At 74.0% G+C, this 20,514-nt stretch carries 17 protein-coding genes; 11 read left to right on the forward strand and 6 right to left on the reverse strand.

The window, feature by feature from the left end:
• Positions 1 to 91 precede the first annotated feature (91 nt).
• From DMA15_RS36550 to DMA15_RS04215, 4 genes are all read left to right on the forward strand, one after another.
• The gene (locus DMA15_RS36550; RefSeq protein WP_164551689.1) at positions 92 to 2,254 is read left to right on the forward strand and encodes an ATP-binding protein; all 2,163 of its coding nucleotides are present in this window, start codon (positions 92 to 94) and stop codon (positions 2,252 to 2,254) included.
• A 6-nt stretch (positions 2,255 to 2,260) separates the two neighbouring features.
• Positions 2,261 to 3,865, forward strand: coding sequence for an ABC transporter substrate-binding protein (locus tag DMA15_RS04205; RefSeq protein WP_125511314.1), 1,605 nt, complete (start codon positions 2,261 to 2,263; stop codon positions 3,863 to 3,865).
• Between the two features lie 50 nt (positions 3,866 to 3,915).
• On the forward strand, positions 3,916 to 4,197 hold the full coding sequence (locus DMA15_RS04210; RefSeq protein WP_125511315.1) for a hypothetical protein: 282 nt from the start codon (positions 3,916 to 3,918) through the stop codon (positions 4,195 to 4,197).
• 219 nt (positions 4,198 to 4,416) lie between these two features.
• Positions 4,417 to 6,078: an ABC-F family ATP-binding cassette domain-containing protein gene (locus DMA15_RS04215; protein ID WP_125511316.1), complete on the forward strand. Its 1,662-nt coding sequence runs from the start codon at positions 4,417 to 4,419 to the stop codon at positions 6,076 to 6,078.
• On the opposite strand, the gene DMA15_RS04220 is transcribed toward DMA15_RS04215, so the two are convergent.
• A complete protein-coding gene (locus DMA15_RS04220; protein ID WP_125511317.1) occupies positions 6,065 to 7,786 on the reverse strand; it encodes a dihydroxyacetone kinase family protein in 1,722 nt (573 codons plus the stop codon). The genes DMA15_RS04215 and DMA15_RS04220 overlap by 14 nt on opposite strands.
• Positions 7,787 to 8,059: 273 nt before the next feature.
• On the opposite strand from DMA15_RS04220, the gene DMA15_RS04225 reads away from it, so the two are divergent.
• Both DMA15_RS04225 and DMA15_RS04230 read left to right on the forward strand, forming a co-directional pair.
• Positions 8,060 to 8,857: a helix-turn-helix domain-containing protein gene (locus DMA15_RS04225; RefSeq protein WP_125511318.1), complete on the forward strand. Its 798-nt coding sequence runs from the start codon at positions 8,060 to 8,062 to the stop codon at positions 8,855 to 8,857.
• A gap of 44 nt (positions 8,858 to 8,901) precedes the next feature.
• A complete protein-coding gene (locus DMA15_RS04230; protein WP_125511319.1) occupies positions 8,902 to 9,663 on the forward strand; it encodes a 2OG-Fe dioxygenase family protein in 762 nt (253 codons plus the stop codon).
• Here DMA15_RS04230 and DMA15_RS04235 read toward each other — a convergent pair.
• Positions 9,642 to 11,081, reverse strand: a complete 1,440-nt coding sequence (locus DMA15_RS04235) for a diacylglycerol kinase family protein (RefSeq protein ID WP_125511320.1) — start codon at positions 11,079 to 11,081, stop codon at positions 9,642 to 9,644. The genes DMA15_RS04230 and DMA15_RS04235 overlap by 22 nt on opposite strands.
• A gap of 115 nt (positions 11,082 to 11,196) precedes the next feature.
• Here DMA15_RS04235 and DMA15_RS04240 point away from each other — a divergent pair, with 115 nt between their 5' ends.
• The 3 genes from DMA15_RS04240 to DMA15_RS04245 all read left to right on the forward strand — a co-directional run bounded on the left by DMA15_RS04240 (position 11,197) and on the right by DMA15_RS04245 (position 13,789).
• A complete protein-coding gene (locus DMA15_RS04240) occupies positions 11,197 to 12,738 on the forward strand; it encodes a bifunctional phosphatase PAP2/diacylglycerol kinase family protein (RefSeq protein ID WP_125511321.1) in 1,542 nt (513 codons plus the stop codon).
• 165 nt (positions 12,739 to 12,903) lie between these two features.
• Positions 12,904 to 13,029: a hypothetical protein gene (locus DMA15_RS37925; RefSeq protein WP_276314325.1), complete on the forward strand. Its 126-nt coding sequence runs from the start codon at positions 12,904 to 12,906 to the stop codon at positions 13,027 to 13,029.
• 76 nt (positions 13,030 to 13,105) lie between these two features.
• Positions 13,106 to 13,789 (forward strand): glycerophosphodiester phosphodiesterase family protein, encoded by a 684-nt coding sequence (locus DMA15_RS04245; protein ID WP_125511322.1) that lies wholly within the window; start codon positions 13,106 to 13,108, stop codon positions 13,787 to 13,789.
• On the opposite strand, the gene DMA15_RS04250 is transcribed toward DMA15_RS04245, so the two are convergent.
• The gene (locus DMA15_RS04250) at positions 13,779 to 14,333 is read right to left on the reverse strand and encodes a GNAT family N-acetyltransferase (RefSeq protein WP_125511323.1); all 555 of its coding nucleotides are present in this window, start codon (positions 14,331 to 14,333) and stop codon (positions 13,779 to 13,781) included. The two genes, DMA15_RS04245 and DMA15_RS04250, sit on opposite strands and share 11 nt — an antisense overlap.
• 70 nt (positions 14,334 to 14,403) lie before the next feature.
• Between DMA15_RS04250 and DMA15_RS04255 the strand changes: the two genes are divergently transcribed.
• Positions 14,404 to 14,796, forward strand: a complete 393-nt coding sequence (locus DMA15_RS04255; protein WP_125511324.1) for a VOC family protein — start codon at positions 14,404 to 14,406, stop codon at positions 14,794 to 14,796.
• A gap of 178 nt (positions 14,797 to 14,974) precedes the next feature.
• On the forward strand, positions 14,975 to 16,327 hold the full coding sequence (locus tag DMA15_RS04260) for an NAD(P)/FAD-dependent oxidoreductase (protein WP_125511325.1): 1,353 nt from the start codon (positions 14,975 to 14,977) through the stop codon (positions 16,325 to 16,327).
• Here DMA15_RS04260 and DMA15_RS04265 read toward each other — a convergent pair.
• Genes DMA15_RS04265 through DMA15_RS04275 form a run of 3 tightly spaced genes read right to left on the reverse strand, consistent with a single transcriptional unit; the run spans position 16,313 to position 20,462 of the window.
• The gene (locus DMA15_RS04265; RefSeq protein WP_125511326.1) at positions 16,313 to 18,634 is read right to left on the reverse strand and encodes a penicillin acylase family protein; all 2,322 of its coding nucleotides are present in this window, start codon (positions 18,632 to 18,634) and stop codon (positions 16,313 to 16,315) included. The two genes, DMA15_RS04260 and DMA15_RS04265, sit on opposite strands and share 15 nt — an antisense overlap.
• Entirely contained in the window at positions 18,631 to 20,142 is a 1,512-nt protein-coding gene (locus DMA15_RS04270; RefSeq protein WP_125511327.1) for a sodium:solute symporter family protein, read from the reverse strand. The genes DMA15_RS04265 and DMA15_RS04270 overlap by 4 nt, the downstream gene beginning before the upstream one ends.
• Positions 20,139 to 20,462 (reverse strand): DUF3311 domain-containing protein, encoded by a 324-nt coding sequence (locus DMA15_RS04275; protein WP_125511328.1) that lies wholly within the window; start codon positions 20,460 to 20,462, stop codon positions 20,139 to 20,141. Before DMA15_RS04275 ends, DMA15_RS04270 begins: the two co-directional genes overlap by 4 nt.
• Positions 20,463 to 20,514: the final 52 nt, after the last annotated feature.

Consider the following 20,514-nt stretch of genomic DNA (forward strand, 5'->3'; position numbering starts at 1 on the left):
CGGGCTGACACCGGTCGTGCGCCGAGGGTAAGTTCTGTGACCCCGAGCACAGTTGACGAGGAGCGGCACTACGGAGGCGGGATCCAGTCGGATGAACAGTGCGGAAGACGTGCCGCTGTACGGCAGGGACCCTCTCCTGCGCGCGCTCGTCCCGCGGCTGACCGGTCTCAAGTACGACGAACGCTCGCGCGCGGCACGGGAGTTCCAGCACGACCTTCCCGTGGTGCTGGTGACGGGGCGTCACGGCATGGGGCGCAGCGCGGTGCTGCGGGAGCTGGCGGCGCACTACCGCGGCAGGCTTCCCCTCGCCCATATCCGGATCGCGCCGACGGGTGCCACGGCGTTCTCGGCGGGCGGCTCGGACGCCGACGGCCATCTCGCCACCGATCTCGTGGGCGTCCTGATGGAGCTGGCGCGTCAGCTGGCGCCTTCCTACCGGCGGCCCTTCCCCGTGCTGCTGCCCGGCCTGTTCGCGGTCTCCAGCTGGGATCCGGGCGACGACGCCGACCGGGACGCGGTGTGTCTGCGTCTCGCCCGGCTGCTGATCGCCTGCCATCAGGCCGACGAGCCCGAGCAGGAGCTGCGCCAGGCGTGGGCGGCGGCGGTCGAGGCCCGGGTGGAACCGGTCTTTCCGCGGGCGCCCGGGGTGTTCGGCGTGCCCGGGGTGCCGGTGCCGGGTGCGCCTGGGGCGCTCGGCGCACCTGGGGTGCCTGTCGTACCCGATGCGCCCGGGGCGCCCGGCGCGTCCGGGGTCGGGACCGCGAGCATCTCCCGCGCGCTGCGCCGCGAGTACGCGCACCGGTATCGCGCGGGCGGCGAGCGGGACTGGTACCGCGGCCGCTTCCCCCAACTGGCCACGGGCACCGACCCCTTGGAGCTGCTCGGTGACTGGTACCACCAGGGCGGCGACTACCGGCGCGCGGTCGAGCGGACGCTCGTGGCGGCTTTCCGGCACGATGTCGCCGGCTCCTACGGCCGCCTCCAGCGCTGGAACCGCGAGCCGTGGCCCCTGGTGCTCCTCGACGACGTGCATCTGCCCGCCGGGCGGCGCTTCCTCGACCTGCTCCTCGAACACCGGGCGATGTCCGGGTCCCCCGAGCGCGAGGAACTGGTCGTCGTGGCGACCCGGCTCGGCGAACCGCCGGGCAGCGACCCCGGCCCGGTCCGGCGCGAACTGGCCGACCTGGTGCGCGGCTCCGGCTGGCAGCGCCGCGGGACCGCGCCATCGGCGGGACTGCTCACCGTCCCCCTCACCCCGCTGAGCCGCGACGACGTACTGCCGCTCCTCGAGGCCGGTTCGGCGGGCGCCCCGCTCCACCCCTATCTCGCCTCCGCCCTGCACTCACTGACCGGCGGCCACCCCGCGGCGACGACCATGCTCTGCTCGGCGGTACGCGCCGCGACCCGCGCGGGCCTCGCCGTGGCCCCGCGCGACCTCCTCGAACTCTCCGCCAAGGACGGCCGTCCCGTCGGCGAGGCGCTGCTGGAGCGGCTGCTTCCGGATCGGCGCCAGCGGGACCGGCTGACGCTCCTCTCGCTGGCCAGGGACAGCGCGGCAGCCGAGGCGCTGGCGACCCGGCTGCGCCTGGAGGGCCCGGAGCAGCTGCCCGCGAACGCGGTCACCGACTATCTCGAACAGCAGCACTGGCAGCGCCTGACGCCGCCCGAGAGCCCGTTGGTGACGGATCCACTGCTCCAGAAGCTCCTGGTCCACGAGGCCCGCAGGCTCTCCCCCGGGCCGGACGACAGCCGGGGCTGGCAGGAGATCCACCGCTTCCTGCAGAACCACCACGCCCAGCGCGGCGACGACGGTCAGGCGGACGCCCTGCGCCACATGCTCGCCGCGGGCGGCGTCGAGACGGTGGTGGCCTCCTTGGCCGAGGAGTTCCAGTCCGAGCGGGACGAGCGGGGCGCGGGGCACTGGCTGCGCTGCCTGCGGTATGCCGCGACCGCCCCCACCCCGCCCGCGCGGGACTGGGAGGACGACCGGCTGCGGATCGCGCTCGGCGCGCACGACGGGCGCTATGTCCACCTCGACGACACCGAGCGGTGCGTCAACCGGCTGTTGCACGCCCTGTGGTACCTGTCCGAGCCGCACACGGAGCCGGATCCCGACACGTGCACGGCCATAGAGCAGGAGCTGGCCTATCTCTCCCTGCGTCATCCCTCCTGGCGCGTCGCGCTCGGTCAGGCGGCCCGCCGGTGGCCCGCCGCCGCCCGGGACAAGCGCCCCCTCCCGATACCAGGACAGTGAGGAAGCATGCTGTTCCGTCGCCATCCCCGCGAGTGGGGACCGATCGAGTGGGCCGCCGTCCTGGGACTGGCCCTGGTGGCCGGGATCGCCGTCGCCGTCGTCACCCTCGGCGCGCGCGGGCCCGGCAGGTGCGGTGACGATCTGCGCGATCTCGGCGGGGACTGCGTCGGTGTGACCGAGAGCGCCTTCGACGCCGACCCGCGCCTGAAGAGCCTCATCGAGGCGGTGGCCGAGGAGAACGCCGAGGTGAGGCGGGACGCCGAGTCCCCGGCGGACAACGGCGCCAAGATCCCGTACGTGCGGATCGCGCTGATGATGCCGTACACCTCGGACGAGTCGAGCGCGATGACCACCGACATGATCCGGCGCGCGCTGGCCGGGGCGCTCACCGCCCAGCAGGAGGCCAACAGCGGCAGCGGGCCCCACTACCAGCTGCTGTTCGCGCCCGACGGCCGCAACCTCGACCACTGGGAGCCGGTCGTCGAGCGGCTCGTCGAGCTGGCGAAGGACAAGGACGCTCCGCTGGTCGGTGTGACGGGGATTCCCAGCAGTACTCCCGAGACACGGCGGACGATCGCCGCGCTCAGCGACCGCGGCATCCCCACCGTCGGGCCCGTCATCACCGCGGCCGACATGAACGCCGGCCACTTCTTCAAGACGTCACCGAACAACGACCAGTTCGCCCGCGCCCTGAAGCAGTACCTCAAGAAGCGGCCGCAGCGGGGCGAGGGTTTCTTGGTCTGGGACAACCGCAGCGAGGACGTGTACTCGCGGAACCTGCGGCGGGTCTTCGAGAAGCACTTCGGCGACACGTACGACTTCAAGGGCCACAACTCCAACTTCACCGGCTCCTCCGGCGCCGACAAGGGCATCCCCCAGCGGTTCACCGACGCCGTGCAGAAGATCTGCACCGCGCGGTCCGACACCGTCTTCTTCGCCGGACGCGACCAGGACCTGCCCGCCTTCGTCAAACGCCTCGCGCAGGAGGGCGATTGCGGCCGCGGTTCGGAGCTGCGGCTGCTCAAGGTGGGCATCGGGCTCGAACCCACCCTCACCACGGACGAGACCACCCGCTGGCTCAAGGAGGCGCGGGCCACGATCGTCGACGCCTCGTCCGTCGATCCGGCCTGGTGGGACGGTGGGAAGGACCCCGAGCACGAACCGCCGCGGGCGCTCGGCCGCTTCCTCGACCGCTTCCACAAGCTGGAGAAGGAGCACGAGCTGGGGGCCAAGCCGCTCAACGACGGGTACGCGGTGATGTACCACGACGCGTTCACGCTGCTCGCCGACGCCGTGGACCGCACCTACAGCGAGATCAACGAGGGCGCGGGGAAGCCGGAGGGGAAGAAGGCCCCGCTGATCCCGACGAAGAACGACGTCTACAACACCCTCATCATGCCGAGCATCTCCGCCAACGGATGCAGCAACTGCCTGCGGGGCGCGGCGGGCAGCTACGGCTTCGAGGGGCCGGGGGCGAACGACCAGTGGGCGGTCTGCAAGCCGGTCCCGATCGTCGAGTACCCGGCTCCCCGGGGCGACGCGGCGGAGAGGGAACGCCCGCCGCTGTACCGGACGTTCAGAGGCGGCGACAAGGACGTCTGCCCGAACTGACCACTCCGTGGGTCCTGCCGTTGTCAGTGGCGGCTGGCAGCCTGGGCGGTATGGACAGCGACGATGAGCAGCTGCTGCGCGGCCGGGTCTACGGCCACGACCAGCCGGGCCCGCGGCCGGGACAGCGGTACGCCGAGTTGGTCGGCGGCCCGCTGGACGGCCTGCTGCTCGACATCACCGAGTGGACGGGCGACGACTGGACGCGGGTCGAGAGGGACGCGGGCGTCGCGCTCCCGACCGAGCTGGGGCGGTTCGGTGCCGGGGGCCGGGCGATGTACGCGCCTCGGCCCGGCGATCCGCGCCGCTTCGACTGGTCCGGCGACATGCCGTGACGTGTGCCGCGTCCGGCTCCGGGGCGCCATTTATTCCCATGGGCGTCCGGGGTGCCCTTGGTAATATCGCTGTCATGGCACGAGGTATCTGGTCGCAGAAGGTCCGCTCCGCCCGCTGACGGCGGCGCCCCTTCCCTGCTGAATTCGCGCTCGCCGTCCCGGTTCCCGCCGGGCGGCCACTTCCCGCTGCCCGGCTCCCCTGCGAGCTGCGGAGCACCCGTGAATCCCACCCCGACCCCCGAAGCCATGGCCCTGCCCGTCCAGGCGGGCGAAAGCGCGCACATCCGCGCCGAGGACGTCACCGTCAGCCGCGGTTCCCGGCGCGTCCTGGACGGCGTCTGCCTCACCGTCTCCGCCCGGTCCCGGATCGCCGTCGTCGGTGAGAACGGCCGCGGCAAGACGACGCTGCTGCACGTCCTCGCCGGACTGCTCACGCCCGACGAGGGCACCGTGCGCCGGGCCGGCACGGTCGGCCTCGCCCGTCAGGAGCTGTCCGCGCGGGACGGCGAGACCGTCGGCACCCTGACCTCCGAGGCGCTCGCCCCCTCGCTCGCGGCCCTCGCCGCCCTGGACGAGGCGACCCTCGCCCTGGCCGGAGGCGACCCCACCGCCGACGACCGCTACGCCGCCGCACTCGACGCCGCCACCCGGCTCGACGCGTGGGACGCCGAACGCCGCGTCGACATCGCCCTCGACGCCCTGGGCGCCTGCGCCGACCGGGAGCGCCCCTTGGCGACCCTGTCGGTCGGGCAGCGCTACCGGGTCCGCCTCGCGTGCCTGCTCGGCGCGCACCACGACGTCCTGCTCCTCGACGAGCCGACCAACCACCTCGACGCAGATGGCCTCGGCTTCCTGACCCGCAGGCTGCGCGAGCACGACGGCGGCCTCGCCGTCGTCAGCCACGACCGGGCGCTGCTGCGCGACGTCGCCGACCGGTTCCTCGACCTGGACCCGACCCGCGACGGGAAGCCGCGCCTGTACGCGGGCGGCTACGACGCCTGGCAGGACTCCCGGCGCCGGGAGCGGGAGCGCTGGGAGCAGGACCACGAGGAGCAGCGGGCCGAACACCGGCGCCTGAAGGACTCCGTGGCGAAGGCCCGCGACCGGCTCTCCACCGGCTGGCGGCCGGAGAAGGGGACCGGCAAGCACCAGCGCCAGTCCCGCGCGCCGGGCGTCGTACAGGCCCTGAAGCGGCAGCAGGAAGCACTGGAGGCGCACCGGATCGACGTACCGGAGCCGCCGCCCGTGCCGCGGTGGCCCGATCCGGGTGTCCGGCCGGGCGCGCCGCAGCTGCGGGCACACGGCGTCGCGGTCGAGGGGCGCCTCGCGGGGCCGGTCGACCTCGCCCTCGACGGCGGCGACCGGCTGCTCGTCACCGGGCCGAACGGCGCCGGGAAGTCGACGCTGCTCGCCGTCCTCGCCGGGGCGCTGCGGCCCACGGACGGCGAGGTCCGAGTGGCGCGGGGGGCGCGGGTCGTCCGCGTCACCCAGGAGACCGCGGGGCAGGACCCCGGCCTCACCGCCCGCGAGGTGCACGCCCGTCACGTGGGGCGGCTGGTGGCCCGCGGCGTGCTCCGCGAGGCCGACGCGGTCCCGCTCGGGGCGCTCGGCCTGCTGGACTCCGACGCGCTGCGCACACCGGTGGGGCGCATGTCGCAGGGGCAGCGGCGGCGCCTCGACCTGGCGCTCGCGCTGGCCGGCCGGCCCGGTCTCCTCCTGCTCGACGAGCCGACCAACCATCTGTCGTCGGCGCTGGTCGACGAGGTGACCGAAGCGGTCCACGCCACGAGCGCCGCCGTCGTCGTCGCGACGCACGACCGTCAGCTGCTGCGGGACCTCGCGGACTGGCCGCGCCTCGAGGTGCGGCTCAGGGCACGGTGATGTAGCCGGGAGCGGGCAGGCGCGGGGCCGTGGCGGGCTCGTGGATGTCCGCGAGGGCCATGAAGAGCAGCGCCACGGCGAGGGCACCGGGGTCCGGGACGCCGAGGGCGTGGTCGCCCACGTAGCTGGCCCGGCCGCGCCGGGGCCGCAGGGACGCGGTGCCGAGCGCCCCGCGGATGGCCGCCTGGGCCGCCTCGGTGAGGGGCGCCTCGGCGGCCTCGGCCCGCGCGGAGTCGGCCAGCGACCGGGCGGCGGGGGCGAGGGCGTCGACCAGCGTGCAGTCGCCGGGGCTCGCACCGCCCACCCGGTGGATGGCGGCGAACCCGGCCTCGGCGGCCTGCGCGAGCGCGGCGGCGGACGGCGCCCCGCCGTCGGCCGGGGAGGCGGTGGCGAGGTGCTGGAAGAGGAGGCCGAAGAGGGGGCCGCTGGTGCCGCCGACGTCGTTGAGGAAGGCCTCCGCGAGGGCCGCCGTGCCGTCGAGCCCGCGCTCGTCGGCGAGCTTGACCGCGCGTCGTACGCCGCCCGCGAGGTTGTCGCCGAAGTCGCCGTCGCCGACGAGCTGGTCGAGCTTGGTCAGGTTGTCGCGGACCTGGGTGACCGTCTGCGCGTAACGGTCGAGGAGGGCGCGGTCGCCGCCCTGGGCCGGGGTGGCGGCGGTTCCGGCCGGGGAGGTCGCGGGCTCCTGCGGCTGGGCCCGGCGGTCCGGGGTGAGCGTGGGGCGCGGCAGGACGAGCGGGGTGCGGGTCGGTGCCGTCCACAGGTCGGCCCAGCCCTCCTCCAGCCGCGTCAGGGTGAGGGAGAAGCCTGCCATGTCCAGGGCGGCGGTGTAGGTGCCGGGCACGGTGAGGACCGGCCGGACGCCGCGGGCGGTCAGCTCGTCGTGGAGCAGGACGCTGACGGCGTTCAGCTCCAGCTCCGTGGTGGCGCCGAGGCCGTTGACGAGGGCGAGAACCTCGCCGGGGCCCTCGGGGAGCGCGTCGAGCAGGTCGTCGGTCATCCGCCGGACGAGGTCGCCGATGGCGGGGCGGGCGATGGTGCGGGTGCCGCGCTCGCCGTGGATGCCGACGCCGTAGTCGAGGGTGTCCGCGTCCAGGGTGAAGGCCGGGGCGAGGGTGGTGGGCGAGGTCTGGGCGCGGGCGGCGACCGCGATGCTGCGGGAGGCGGCCACGACCCGCTGACCGAGATCGGCCAGTTCCTCCAGCGTGGCGCCCTGGTCGGCCGCGGCGCCCAGCAGCTTCTCGACGACGACCGTGGCGGCGGTGCCCCGGCGGCCGGTCGCGCTGTCCACGCTGTCGGTGGCGAGATCGTCGTCGACCAGGACGGTGGCGACCGGGATCCCGTCGTGCCGCAGGCGCTCCGCCGCGATCTGGAAGTTGATCACGTCGCCGGTGTAGTTCTTGATGATGAGCAGGACGCCGCCGCTCTTGGCCGCGGCCGCGCTCGCCTCGTAGATCTGCCGGTTGTGCGGGGAGGCGAAGATCTCGCCGGGACAGACGGCGTCCAGTCCTCCGCGCCCCAGGAGCCCGGTGTGCAGGGGTTCGTGCCCCGAGCCGCCGCCCGAGACCAGCGCGACCGTGCGGTCGGGGTGCGGGTCGCGCGCCCGCAGGTACAGAGGGGCCGTGTTCACCTCGATCAGCCCGGCGTGGGCGAGGGCCAGACCGCGGGCGGCGGTCAGCACGGGGTGGGTCTCCGGCAGGAAGTAGCTCATCGGTGAGTTCTCCGTACGTGTGCGGGGCCTGCGGCGGGTGTGCGGTGGCGCAGGGTGCGGCCCTTGGGTGCGGCGTACGCGGCCCGGGGGCGCGGCGCTCACCATGGACCTCCTCCCGCCGTGAAGAACGGCACGCCCGGCTACCGGCACTCTCGCGTTCCGGCCCCTCGGTTCGTGTGCGACGCTGTCAACCTGCCCCGGCCCGGGTGCGCGAGCGCGCGGGCCACGCGGCGCTCACCAGCAGGCAACCCCATCTTTGCGAGGTCTTTACCCTTGCCGGACGCACGACGCGAGGACCTGGGGCGGATGCTGCGCGCCTGGCGGATGGCGCGGGACCCGCGTCTGGTGCCGGGCCCCGTCCCGTTCCGCGGCCACCGCGGCTACCTCACGCAGCTCGACATGGCCCTGCTCCTCGGCGTCTCCGAGCGCTGGTACCGCGCGCTGGAGCGGGGCGAGGACCGCGGCTACGCCCCGGAGATGATCGCCGGGGTGGCCCGCATCCTGGACCTCTCCCCCGCGCGCACGGACGCCCTCTTCCGGGGCACGGGCCACCGCCCGCCGCGCCGCCCGGCGGACGGGGCCCGCCCCGACGAGGCCATGCTCGATCTGCTGCACCAGCAGCGGCGCGTGAGCTGGATCTGCGACCGAGCCTGGGACGTGGCGGCGGTCAACGCCGTGGCCGCGCGCCACTGCCCCTGGCTGACCCACCCCGACGCGAACGTCATGACCTGGGCGTTCTCGCCGCAGGCCCGCTACCAGCTGCGGGACTGGGAGGCCCGCTGGGCCCGCCCGCTGCTCGCCCGGCTGCGCCTGGCCTGGCAGCGGCTGCCGGACGACGAGCGCCTGGACGAGGTGGTGCGGGCCGTGCGGGGCGAGCCGGGGGTCGCCGCGCTGTGGGACGGCGCGGCTGACGTCCCGGACCCGGAGGAGGCGCGGGCCCGGCCGATGTACTTCCCGCTGGTCTCGCCCGATCCGGTGGACGTACGCGTGAGGACCTACGGGCGTTACGACGACGACGCGCTGCGCTGGATCGTCGTGACGCCCGTGGACACCGGCGTCACGTTCCCCTGAGCGCTGCGGATGCCGGGAGCGGCGGCGCATAGCAGCATGACCGTATGGATGACGACCAGACCGCAGACGGCGCGGGGCCCCTGGTCCAGGCGGCGCGCGAAGACGTCGCCGGCCGTGGCTGGCACCTGATGCCCCCGGCCGAGGCCTCGAAATGTGTGAGCGCCGACCCCTCGGTGTGGGAACGGTTCGCCGCGCACTGGGAAGACCTGGTGACGGACCCGTACGCGGCCGAGAAAGGTACGCGCCGTCTGCGGCGCTACGGGCAGTTCCTGCTCTCCCGGGACGGGGAGATCGCGCCGATGGGCCATGAGGCTTTCGTGCAGCCCGAGGAGAGCAACCCCCTGTACGTGGATGTCGAACGGCACTTCGAGCCGCTGACCGAGGCGTTCTTGGCGGAGCCGGTGTTGAACGCGCTGATCCGGTTGCTCGGTGAGGTGGCCGGGGGCATGCGCGATGCCCCCGAGTGGATCGTCAGGGTGCACCCCTTCCGGGTGGTCGCGCAGGCGGACGGCCTGGCGCAGCCCACCCCTGAAGGGCGGCACAAGGACGGCGTCGACCTGGTGTCCTCGCTGCTGATCGGCCGCGAGAACGTGAGCGGCGGCCGCAGCACGGTCCATGACGCGGACGGCCAGGAGATCGCGGCCACCACGCTCAGCGAGCCGGGCACCCTGCTGCTGAGCGACGACCGGGCCACGTGGCACGCCGTCTCGCCGGTCCACCCTCAGGACACCGGCCGGCCCGGCCACCGCGACGTCCTGGTCACGACGCTCACCGCTCCGAAGGGTCAGTCGGCCGTCGGACGGTAGACCGTGAGCGCTTCGGGGAGCTTGTCGATCAGGAGCGCGGTGGGCGCGTCCGCCACCTCACCGTCGTACGCCATCTGCGTGCCCTCGGGCAGGCCGGAGATGACGAGCCGCTGAGGGCGGGCGGACGCGTAGACGCGGGTGCGGGTCAGCTGGCCCGCGAGCGCCGCGGCCAGCAGCCTGCTGCGGGCGAAGCGGCCGCCGTGGGCGATACGGACGTCCAGCAGGCCGTCGGCCAGGTCGTGCCGGCGCACCGGGGCGAGGCCCACGCTGCGGTAGGCGCCGTTGCCCGCGAAGAGGAGCCATATGGAGCGGGCGCGGCCGTTCACCACGGCCCGCAGCGGGCGCCCCGTGCGCAGGATCTGGGCGACGCCGAGCAGGGTGGCGGGCGGGCCGCCGATCTTGGGGGACCAGTGTTCCCTGCTGCGGACGAGATCGGGGTAGCTGCCGAGGCTGAAGGTGTTGAGGAAGTAGGACGGTTCGGAGGGGGTTCTGCCCGCCGGTCCGATCCCGGCGAGCGGCTTGATGCGGCCGACGTCGGCGCGGACCGCGCTGCCCTCGGCGACGGCCGCGCACGCCTCCGCGACCGTGTCGACGCCGAGGTCGGCGGCGAAGTGGTTGAACGTGCCGCCGGGCAGCACCATCAGCGGCACCTTGAACCGCAGGGCGGGCGTCACGGCGGCGTTGACCGTGCCGTCGCCGCCGCACACGCCGAGGACTCCGCCGCGCCGGGCGGCCTCCCGCGCCGCTTCTTCGAGGACCTTCGGCAGGGCCCCCGCCTCCTCCTCGTACAGCACCACCTCGGCACGCGGCAGTGCGGTCTTCAACTGGCGTACGGGGTCGGCGAGTTGCGGCTGGGCGCCGGAGGAGGGGTTGACCACGACGACCAGGCCCTCGCCCTCCGGCAGGGCGGGCGCGTCGACGCGCGGCCGCGCGGGCGGCGGGAGCTGGGCGCGCGTGGGCACCATGCCGCGCACCGCGTAGGCGGCGACCACGCCGAGGGCCGCGCCGACCAGGACGTCCCGGGGGGCGCGCGCGTCGCCGCGGGATTCGGCGTACGCGAGCGTCGCCGTGAGGGGGGCCACGGTCGCGCCCCAGCCCGGCGACTCCAGTGCCGCGCCCGCCGCGAAGGCGGCCGCCGAGGCGGTGGGGCCGGAGGGGTAGGGCCCGGTGAGCGGTTTGCGGGGCAGGCGCCGCAGCAGGGGGGCCGCGTCCTTGGCCGGGCGCGACTGGCCCACCGTGTGCTTGCCCAGGGCGTTGACGGTGGTCGAGGCCAGCGCCATGGAGGAGACGCCGCGCACCGCCGCGCGCCGCCCCCGCGCCCCGCCGAACGCCCACATCCCGGCGGCGATCCCGCAGAACAGCAGTCGGTGGTCGGCGCCGAGCAGGCGCTGGGCGCGGTGCCTCAAGAGATCTTTCATGCCCCCCGTATACCCCGCTTGGCGCCCGCGAGGCCAGTACGGTCGAGACGGCCCGCGTGACCCGTTCGGGCGAGCAGGGCGGGCCCCTGCCCCCGGGCCCTGTTGCAGTGAGGCCATGACGGGACGCATCGGCAGGATCGACCGGCGGTGGTTCGAGCGGGTGGCGGCGGCGCGGCTGACCGGCGCGGAACAGGTGCTGCCGCCGCTGAGCCACGCGGCCAACCACGGGCGGCTGTGGTTGGGCGCGGCAGCGCTCCTCGCGGCCGCGGGCGGGCCCGCGGCCAGGCGCGCGGCACGCCGTGGTGTGGGCGCCCTGGCGCTGGCCTCGCTGACCACCAACGCCGTCGCCAAGTACGCCGTGCGCCGCAGCCGTCCCGTGCATGACGCGGTGCCTTTGGTGCGGCGGCTGGCGAAGGCGCCCTGGACGTCGTCGTTCCCCTCCGGGCACGCGGCGTCCGCGGCGGCGTTCGCCACGGGGGTGGCCTTGGAGTCGCCCGGCTACGGCGCCGTCGTCGCGCCGGTGGCGGCGGCCGTGGCGTTCTCCCGGGTGTACGTGGGTGTCCACTACCCCACTGACGTGCTCGCCGGTATCGCGCTCGGCGCGGCCGCCGCCGCGGTCACCTGCTACTGGTGGCCGCCCCGCCCGGCGCCCTCGACGATCGAGCGGACCCGGGTGGCGGCGCCCGCGCTGCCGGACGGCGAGGGCCTGGTGGTGGTCGTCAACTCCGGTTCCGGCAAGGCCGTCCCCGGCAAGCCGCCCGCCCGGCAGTACGTGGACCTCCTGCTGCCCGGGGCCGAGATCCTGGTCTGCGGGCCGGGCGACGACCTGGGCAAGCTCCTGGACAAGGCGGTCGCGCGGGCCGCCGAGGCGGGCGGGGCGCTCGGGGTCTGCGGCGGCGACGGCACGGTCAACGCCGCCGCCCGCCGGGCCGTCGCGGCCGGGCTTCCGCTCGCGGTGTTCCCCGGCGGCACCCTCAACCACTTCGCGCTGGACGCGGGCACGGCCACCTTCGAGGACACCGCGCACGCCGTGCGGCGCGGCCAGGCCGTGCGGGTGGACCTGGCGCGGGTCCGCGACGGCGAGGGCGCGGATGTACCGGGCTTCGTGAACACCTTCAGCATCGGTCTCTATCCGGAACTGGTGCGCAGGCGCGAGCGGTTGGAGGGCCGCATCGGCAAGTGGCCCGCCGCCGCCGTGGCGTTGCTGGGTGTCCTGCGCGACGCGACGCCGCTGCGGGTGCGCCTCGACGGCCACGACCGTGTCCTGTGGCTGCTGTTCGCGGGCAACGGCCGCTATCTCCCGGACGGCCTCGCCCCTTCGCACCGGGCCCACTTGGACGAGGGGCTGCTCGACCTCCGTACGGTCGACGCGGAGGCGCCGCTGGCCCGCACCCGGCTGACGCTCTCCGCACTGGCGGGCGCGCTGCGGCGCTCCCACGTCTACCGGGCCGAGCGCGTCGAGCGGCTGCGGATCAGCGGCCTGGAGTCGGTGGCCGACCTGGCGTACGACGGTGAGAGGGCACCGGCGCCGGATGCCCTGCTCCTCGACAAGCGGCGGGGCTCGCTGACGGTCTACAGCCCGGCCGATCCGGAGGACGAGATCACCCAGCTGGCGCGCACGGCCTCGCTGGCGGCGGCGAGGCGCCGGCCGGCCTGACCTCCGCGCGCCGGGCCCGTGGCCGCCCGCCACCGGCACGATCGGGCGGCGGGTCAACGCGTGGAGGACTCGCCCACCCCAGGGTGAAGCAGCTCGCCGCGGCGGCGCCCCGCCGATAGGACAGGCGGGGTCAGCGGTCCTACGCCCGTATGGAGCAGCGCACCCATGAGCACCCGTGCCGTCCTTGTCGCCGCCCTCGTCACCGGACTGGTCCTCGGCATCGTGGGAACCAGAGCGGAAGGCTCCGTTCACCCCCGTCCGGCCGGTTCCGTGGCCGAGGCGGGCCGTTAGGCTGCGACATTGCCGCGTGGCCCCTCCGTCCTCGCCCCGCGGCCGCCGAGCCGCCGTCGACGGAAGCGAGTGGACCTTGAACTTCCTCACCATCGGTCATCGCGGGGTCATGGGTGTCGAACCCGAGAACACCCTCCGTTCCTTCATCGCCGCGCAAGCCGCGGGCCTCGATCTCATCGAGCTGGATCTGCATCTGAGCAAGGACGGCGCCCTCGTCGTCATGCACGACGCCGACGTGGCCCGTACGACCGACGGCAAGGGACCGATCGCCGAGAAGACCCTCGCCGAACTCCGGGAGCTGGACGCGGGCCGCGGCGAGCGCGTCCCCGTCTTCGAGGAGGTCCTGGACGCCGTGCGGGCGCCGCTCCAGGCCGAGATCAAGGACGTGGCGGCCGCGCGCGCCCTCGCCGAGGTCATGCACCGTCGCGACCTGGTCTCCCGCGTGGAGGTGATCTCCTTCCACGACGCGGCGATCGCGGAGATCGCGCGCCTGGTCCCCGGCGTGCGGACCGCGCTCGTCGCCAGCCGCTACGGCACCGACGTGGTGGAGCGCGCCACCGCGGTCGGCGCCACCACGCTCGTCCTCAACATCCGGCGGCTGACGCTGGAGATCGTCGAGCACGCCAGGAAGGCCGGCCTGCGGATCATCGGCTGGGTCGTGAACACGCAGGACGATCTGCGGCTGGTGCGCGCGCTCCAGCTGGACGGCGCGACCACCGACTACCCGGAGATCAAGCGGACGGGCCGCTTCACGGCCTGAGGTCCTTGACCAGGAGTTCGAACTCCAGGTCGGCGCGCTGGGGGATGCCGAAGCGCTCGTCGCCGTACGGGAAGGGGGTCATCTTTCCCGTACGGCGGTAGCCGCGCCGCTCGTACCAGGCGATGAGGTCGTCGCGTACGGATATCACGGTCATGTGCATCTCACGGGCGCCCCACTCCTCGCGCGCCACCCGCTCCGCCTCGGCGATGATCACCTTGCCGATCCCCGCGCCCTGCTGGGACGGGCTGACCGCGAACATCCCGAAGTAGGCGTGCTCGCCGCGGTGTTCGAGCTGGCAGCAGGCGACGAGCGCGCCGTCCCGCTCGACGGCGAGCAGGCGGCTCGCGGGCGACTCGATGACCTCGACGACGCCTCGCGGGTCGGTGCGCTGCCCCTGGAGGATGTCGGCCTCGGTGGTCCAGCCCGCGCGGCTCGCGTCCCCGCGGTACGCCGACTCGATGAGGGCGACGAGCGCGTCGACGTCGCCGGAGACCGCGTCGCGGAAGGTGAGTTCGCCGGTGAGGGGGCGTGGGGCGGTGTCCATCGACTTCTGGCTCCGATCTGGCGCGGCCTGCTGCTCCGCCGAGCCTAACGCGCCGCTAAGGTGCGTCCGCATGGTGCATGTACTGAGCAGCAGGACCCTTCTCCACCCCACAGACCCGGAGCGTTCGCGCGCGTTCTACGGCGGCGCGCTGGGCCTCGCCGTCTACCGCGAGTTCGGCACCGGACCCGAGCGCGGGACCGTCTACTTCCTCGGCGGCGGCTTCCTCGAACTCTCCGGCCGCTCCGAGACCCCGCCCCCGCCCGAGCTGCAGCTGTGGCTCCAGGTCCCGGACGTCCACGCGGCCCACGCGGAGCTTGCCGAGCGCGGCGTGGAGGTGGTCCGGCCGCCGGTCAAGGAGCCGTGGGGCCTGATCGAGATGTGGATCAAGGACCCGGACGGCCTGCGGATCGCCCTCGTCGAGGTTCCGCACGATCACCCCATCCGCTACCGGCCGGGAATCTGAGCCGGGGCGATCAGGCCGTGTGAAGCACGTCACACGATTCATCCATTCCGGATGCAGGGGTACAAGGCCACGGGTACGGTCCGCAGAAGATCCAGAAGATCTTCCGGCGGCCCCGGCGGCGCCGACAGCCGCGACACAGCCCTGAAGACGATCTCCCACAGTCTTGGAGTGACATCACATGGCAGCTCCCCGGATCCTCATCGTCGGCGGCGGTTTCGCCGGCATGGAGTGCGCCCACAAGCTGGAGAAGAAACTCGCGCCCCACGAGGCGGAGCTGCGGCTGATCAGCCCGATGGACCACCAGCTCTATCTGCCTCTGCTGCCGCACGTCGCCTCCGGGGTGCTCACCCCGCAGTCGGTCGCGGTGCCCCTGCGCCGGATGCTGCGCCGCACGGCCATCGTGCCGGGCGGCGCCATCGGCATCGACCCCAAGGCGAAGGCCGTGATCGTCCGTAAGATCAACGGCGAGGAGGTCGTGGAGCGTTACGACTACCTGGTCCTGACCCCGGGCAGTGTGACGCGCCAGTTCGACATCCCCGGCGTCGACAAGTACGCGGTCGGCGTCAAGACGCTCGCCGAGGCCGCCTGGATCCGCGACCACGTCATCTCCCAGCTGGACCTGGCCGCGGCCAGCTCGCACCGCGAGGAGCGCGAGCAGCGGCTGCAGTTCGTGGTGGTCGGCGGCGGTTACGCGGGCGTGGAGACGGCCGCGTACCTCCAGCGGCTGACGTGCGCCGCCGTCAAGCGCTACCCGGGTCTGGACGTCTCCCAGATCAAGTGGCACGTGGTGGACGTCGCCCCGAAGCTGATGCCCGAGCTGGGCGAGCGGCTCGGCGAGAAGGCGATGGAGATCATGCAGCGCCGCGGCGTGAACGTCTCGCTCGGGGTCTCCGTGGCCAAGGTCACCGAGGACACCGTCACGCTCACCGACGACCGCGTCCTGCCGTGCCGCACGCTGATCTGGACCGCGGGGGTCGCGCCGAGCCCGCTCATCGCCACGCTCGGCGCCGACACCAACAAGGGCCGCCTGGTCGTCAGGCCGGATCTGACGGTGCCGGGCCTCGACGGGGTCTTCGCGCTCGGCGACGCGGCGGCCGTGCCCGACCTCGCCAAGGGCGGCGACGCGGTCTGCCCGCCGACCGCGCAGCACGCCATGCGCCAGGGCTGGGCCGCCGCGAAGAACGTCCTCGCGGCGCTGCGCGGCTTCCCGCTCACCGACTACCGGCACAAGGACATGGGCCTCGTCGTGGACCTCGGCGGCATCCAGGCGGTGTCGAAGCCGCTGGGCGTGCAGCTGACCGGGCTGCCCGCGCAGGTCGTGGCGCGCGGCTACCACCTGGGGGCGCTGCGCACGCTGACCGCCCGCTTCCGCACGGCCGCCAACTGGGGGCTCAACGCGGTCGCCGGCGACGACTACGTCCGCACCGGCTTCCAGGCCCAGCGGCCCGCCACGCTCAAGGACTTCGAGATGACGGACGCCTATCTGTCGCGGGAGGAGATCGGCGCGCGGGTGGCCTCAGCCGGGCTGTGACCGCCCCGCGGGCCGCAGGGTGAGGGTGGCGACCGTGTGCTTCTCCACCCGCGGCCGGGAGTAGAGCAGCGGGAAGGAGCCGTCGGCCGCCCAGGCGTCGAACAGGTCGGCGTAGTGCGGGCTGCGCGGATCGCCCGACTGGCCCGGGGAGTTCATCGCCACCGAGTTGTCCCAGGCGCCGACGTCCACGACCAGGCGGAAGGTGGCGCCCGTCGTCTGCCGGAAGCCGGGGCCGTAGGCAGCGGCGCCGACCGTGTCGCCGCTGCCGCCGCGCGGGGCGGGCCCCACGGACGCCCACGGCGGGGCGGGGCGGCCGTCGAGCAGGGCGGCGACGGGGTGGTGCGGGTGGGCGTGCAGGAGCGCGCCCCAGGACCAGTGGGCGGGGTCAGGGCCGAGCAGCGCGGAGACTTCGCCGACCGCGGCCGTCAGCGTGGCGTGCAGCAGGCCGGGGTCGGGGTCCGCGGCGAGCAGGGGCAGATCGACGCGGGGGTCGGCGGTGGCGTCCCCCACGGGCAGGATCCGCGCCAGTGCCCCGGGGCCGTACCCGGCGGCGCCCAGTGCCCGGTTCAGCAGGGCGGGGCGCAGGTGCCGCCGGTACCAGACCTCGAAGAGCGCGGCCGCCGCGGAGTGCGGCGCCAGGCGGGTGTCCCAGCCGCGCAGCAGGTCGAGGGCGGCGGCGACGGTGGCGTCCTGGCCGCGCACCCCGGCGAGCAGCGCCTGGACGCGGCGGGCGGGAAGGCTGACGTAATCCGTCTGGAGGCGTACGCAGTCCTCGACCGTCCAGTCGTCGCGGGCGGCCAGTTCCTCGGAGATCCGCTCGTGGCGCGTGGGGGCGTACCAGTCGTACGTGACGGTCTTGAGGGCGCTCGGGTAGTCGGGCGGCAGGTTCATCTGGTTGGCCGTGGCGAACCAGCCCTGCTCGGGGTCGCGGGCCGAGGGCAGTTCTTCGCTGTCGAGGAAGCCGTCCCATTCGTAGCGCCCGTCGCCCGGCACCGGGAGCGTGCCGTCCCATCCGCGGCGCACCGGGACGCGGCCCGCGGGGTGCCAGCCGATGGTGCCGTCGGGGGCGGCGTAGACCTGGTTCTCGCCGGGCGCGCCCCAGCGGCGCATCGCGGTGACGAAGGCGTCGGGGTCGCGGGCTGCCAGGTAATCCATGCTGCCGAGGTAGGGGGCCATGCCGGGGCCGAGCCAGGCGGCGCGGACGGCGAACGCCGCGTGGCGCTCGGGGTGTTCGCGGATCACGGGCCCGTGCCGGGTGAACCACAGCTCGGCGGTGACCGGTTCGCCGCCGCGCACCGGGATCTCCTCGGTGACCAGGGTCATCGGCTCCCAGCGGTCCTGGTACCAGTACTCGTGCGGATCGGCGGGGTTGGTGCGGTAGACGTACAGGTCCTCCTGGTCGATCGGGAAGATCGTCAGGCCGAACGCGAGGTGGCCGTTGTGGCCGATGGAGATGCCGGGCAGGGCGGGCTCCCCGGCCCCGATGACGTCGATGCCGGGGGCGGAGAGGTGCGCGAGGTAGCGCAGGGCGGGCAGGGTGATGCCGCGGTGCGGGTCGTTGGCGAGCAGGGGGCGGCCGGTGGCGGTGCGGGAGGGGGCGATGACCCAGTTGTTGGAGCCGTCGAGGCCTTGGCGGGGTGCCGTGCCCGCGGCCCATGGCGGGACCGTCGCGAGGGTGTAGACGCGCAGCACGTCGTCGGGGATGACGGACAGGTCGAGGCCTTCGGGGACGCGCAGCCGGTGCGGACTCGGTTCGCGGGGCCTGCGCAGCTCCTCGGCGTCGGGGCCGTGGTCGCGCAGGGTGAGGGCGCGGGCGACCTCGTCGTGGAGGTTGTACTGGAGGCCGTGGCTGCGGATGCGGGCGACGTCGGACGGGTCCCAGTACGCCGGTTCGTACCCGAGCAGGCCGAATTCGGGCGGGCTCTGGGCGGGGTCGCGGCGGCAGAGCGCCACGTAGGCGTTGATGCCGTCGACGAACGCGGTCGTGACGCGCTCGGTGCCCTCGCCGTAGGCCCGCCATTCCTCGGCCATGTCGCCGCGGTAGAGGAAGAGGCGGGCGGCGCGGTCGTGTTCGGCGTAGGCGTCGCCCAGCACCTCGCCGAGCAGGCCGAGTCCGCGGCGCCGCCACAGGTCCAGCTGGAAGAGGCGGTCGCGGGCGGCGTTGAAGCCCTGGGCGAGGAACAGGTCGTCCCGCGAGGCGGCGTACAGGTGCGGGACGCCCCACCGGTCGACGAGGATCTCCACCGGCTCGGCGAGCCCGGGGACCTCGAACTCGGTTGCTCCGCTGCCGGTACCGGTATCGGTCATCGGCCTGCCTCCACCTTGACGTGTTCGACCGCGGGGCGCGCGGGGGCCGGGCCCGGGGCGAGCCAGGTGACCGCCACCGTCACCGCGAGGTTGGCGGCGAGCGCGATGATGCCGCCGTTGATGCCGTGGTACGGGTCGTTCTCGGTGCCCCACAGCCCCAGCATCACCGCGAGGCCCACCAGCATCCCCGCGACGGCTGCCCGCGCCGTCAACCGGCGCCAGTACAGGGCGAGGAGCACGACGGGCACCAGCTGTGCCAGACCCTCGTACGACAGGACGGACAGTTCCACCAGGGTGTTGGGGTAGAAGAGGCTGCCCGCGAGCGCCACGAGTCCGGCGAGGACGCATACCGCCTGGGAGAGCCGCTTGGCGCGGATGTCACGTGCCTCGTCCGAGGCGGCGGGGGCGGGTCGCCCGCGCGGGTCGGAGCCGTTGCCGCCGCCCAGGACTGTGCGGCCCCACAGCGTGCCGATGGACAGCATGAAGACGCTCATCGGGACGATGGCCGACAGCGCGCCCGCGACCCCGATGACGGCCACGACGGGCGCGGGCAGCGAGTCCGTGACGAGGCGGAAGAGGGCGAGGTCGGGGTTGCCGAGGGTCGGCAGCACGAAGAGCGCGGTGGCGCCGACGACCATCGGCACGAAGAGCAGCAGCTGGTACCAGGGCAGCAGGAGGGCGTTGCGGCGCAGGGCGTTGGGGCTCTTGGCGCTCAGATAGCCCGCGACCGTCGTGGGGAAGATGGTGATGGTCACGGCGTTGAGGACGACGGTGCTCAGGAACCACAGCGAGTCCCGCCCGCCCGATGCGTGCCCGGGGAAGGTCAGCCACTCGGGCTTCTCGGTCACCATGCGCTGCATGAGGTCGCCGACGCCGCCGAGGTAGTGCGTCGGGATGTAGACGGCGAGGAAGACGACGGCGAGGATCACCAGGACGTCCTTGAAGGCGCTCACCCAGGCCGAACCGCGCAGCCCGGAGACGAGGATGAACACCTCGGCGACGACGAAGGAGATGACGGCCGCCACCTTCAGGTCGACGCCGCCGTACGTCATGGCGTTCACGACCACGCCCATGCCCTGGATCTGCACCTGGATGTAGGGCACGATGAAGAGCGTCGCGACGACCGCCACGAGGATGCCCACCGGCCGTGACCGGAAGCGGAATTCGGCGATGTCGGCGATCGAGATGAGGCCGTGCCGGGAGGCGTACGTCCACAGGGCGGGGCCCACGACGTAGGCGACGGCGAAGCCGACGGTCAGATAGGCGACGAGGTAGAGGATCGGCGCGCCGAAGGAGTACGACCAGCCGGCCGTCCCGAGGAACGAGAAGCTGGTGTACGTCTCGCCCGCCATCAGCAGCCAGATGAAGAGCACGCCGAGCCCCCGGCTGGACACGGACCACTCGGCGAGGCCCTTGGACCTGCCGCGCGCGCTGAGCACGCCGATGGCGATGGTGGCGACCATGGCGAGCCCGAAGACGGTGGTCGCGATCGCGGCGGACCCGCTCATCGGCCCTCTCCCCGGGGCGGGTCGAGTGCGTCGTCGTCGGCGGGGATCGGCTCGACCGCGTTCAGCCGGTAGGCCGGGTCGAGGCGGGCGGCGAGCCAGATGACGAGAGGGCTGACGATCGTCGCGGCGATGACCCAGGCGAGCAGGAAGGGGACGCCCAGGACGCGCGGCTCGACGCGGTTGGCGACCAGCGGCGCGGCGCCGTAGAGCACGAGGGGCACGAGCAGCAGCCACAGGGAGGGGCGGGCGGCGCCGCGGAGACCGGGCAGGCCGTCGAGGGGGTCCGCCGGGGGCGGGCCTGGGTTCTCCGGGCGGGACATCGTGCTCCTTCTCGGTCATGCGGGTCATGCAGGTCGTGCGTGGCGTGCGTGC

Origin of the sequence: Streptomyces sp. WAC 01529 (genome assembly GCF_003945545.1) — a bacterium.
GTDB classification, from domain to species: Bacteria; Actinomycetota; Actinomycetes; order Streptomycetales; family Streptomycetaceae; genus Streptomyces; species Streptomyces anatolicus.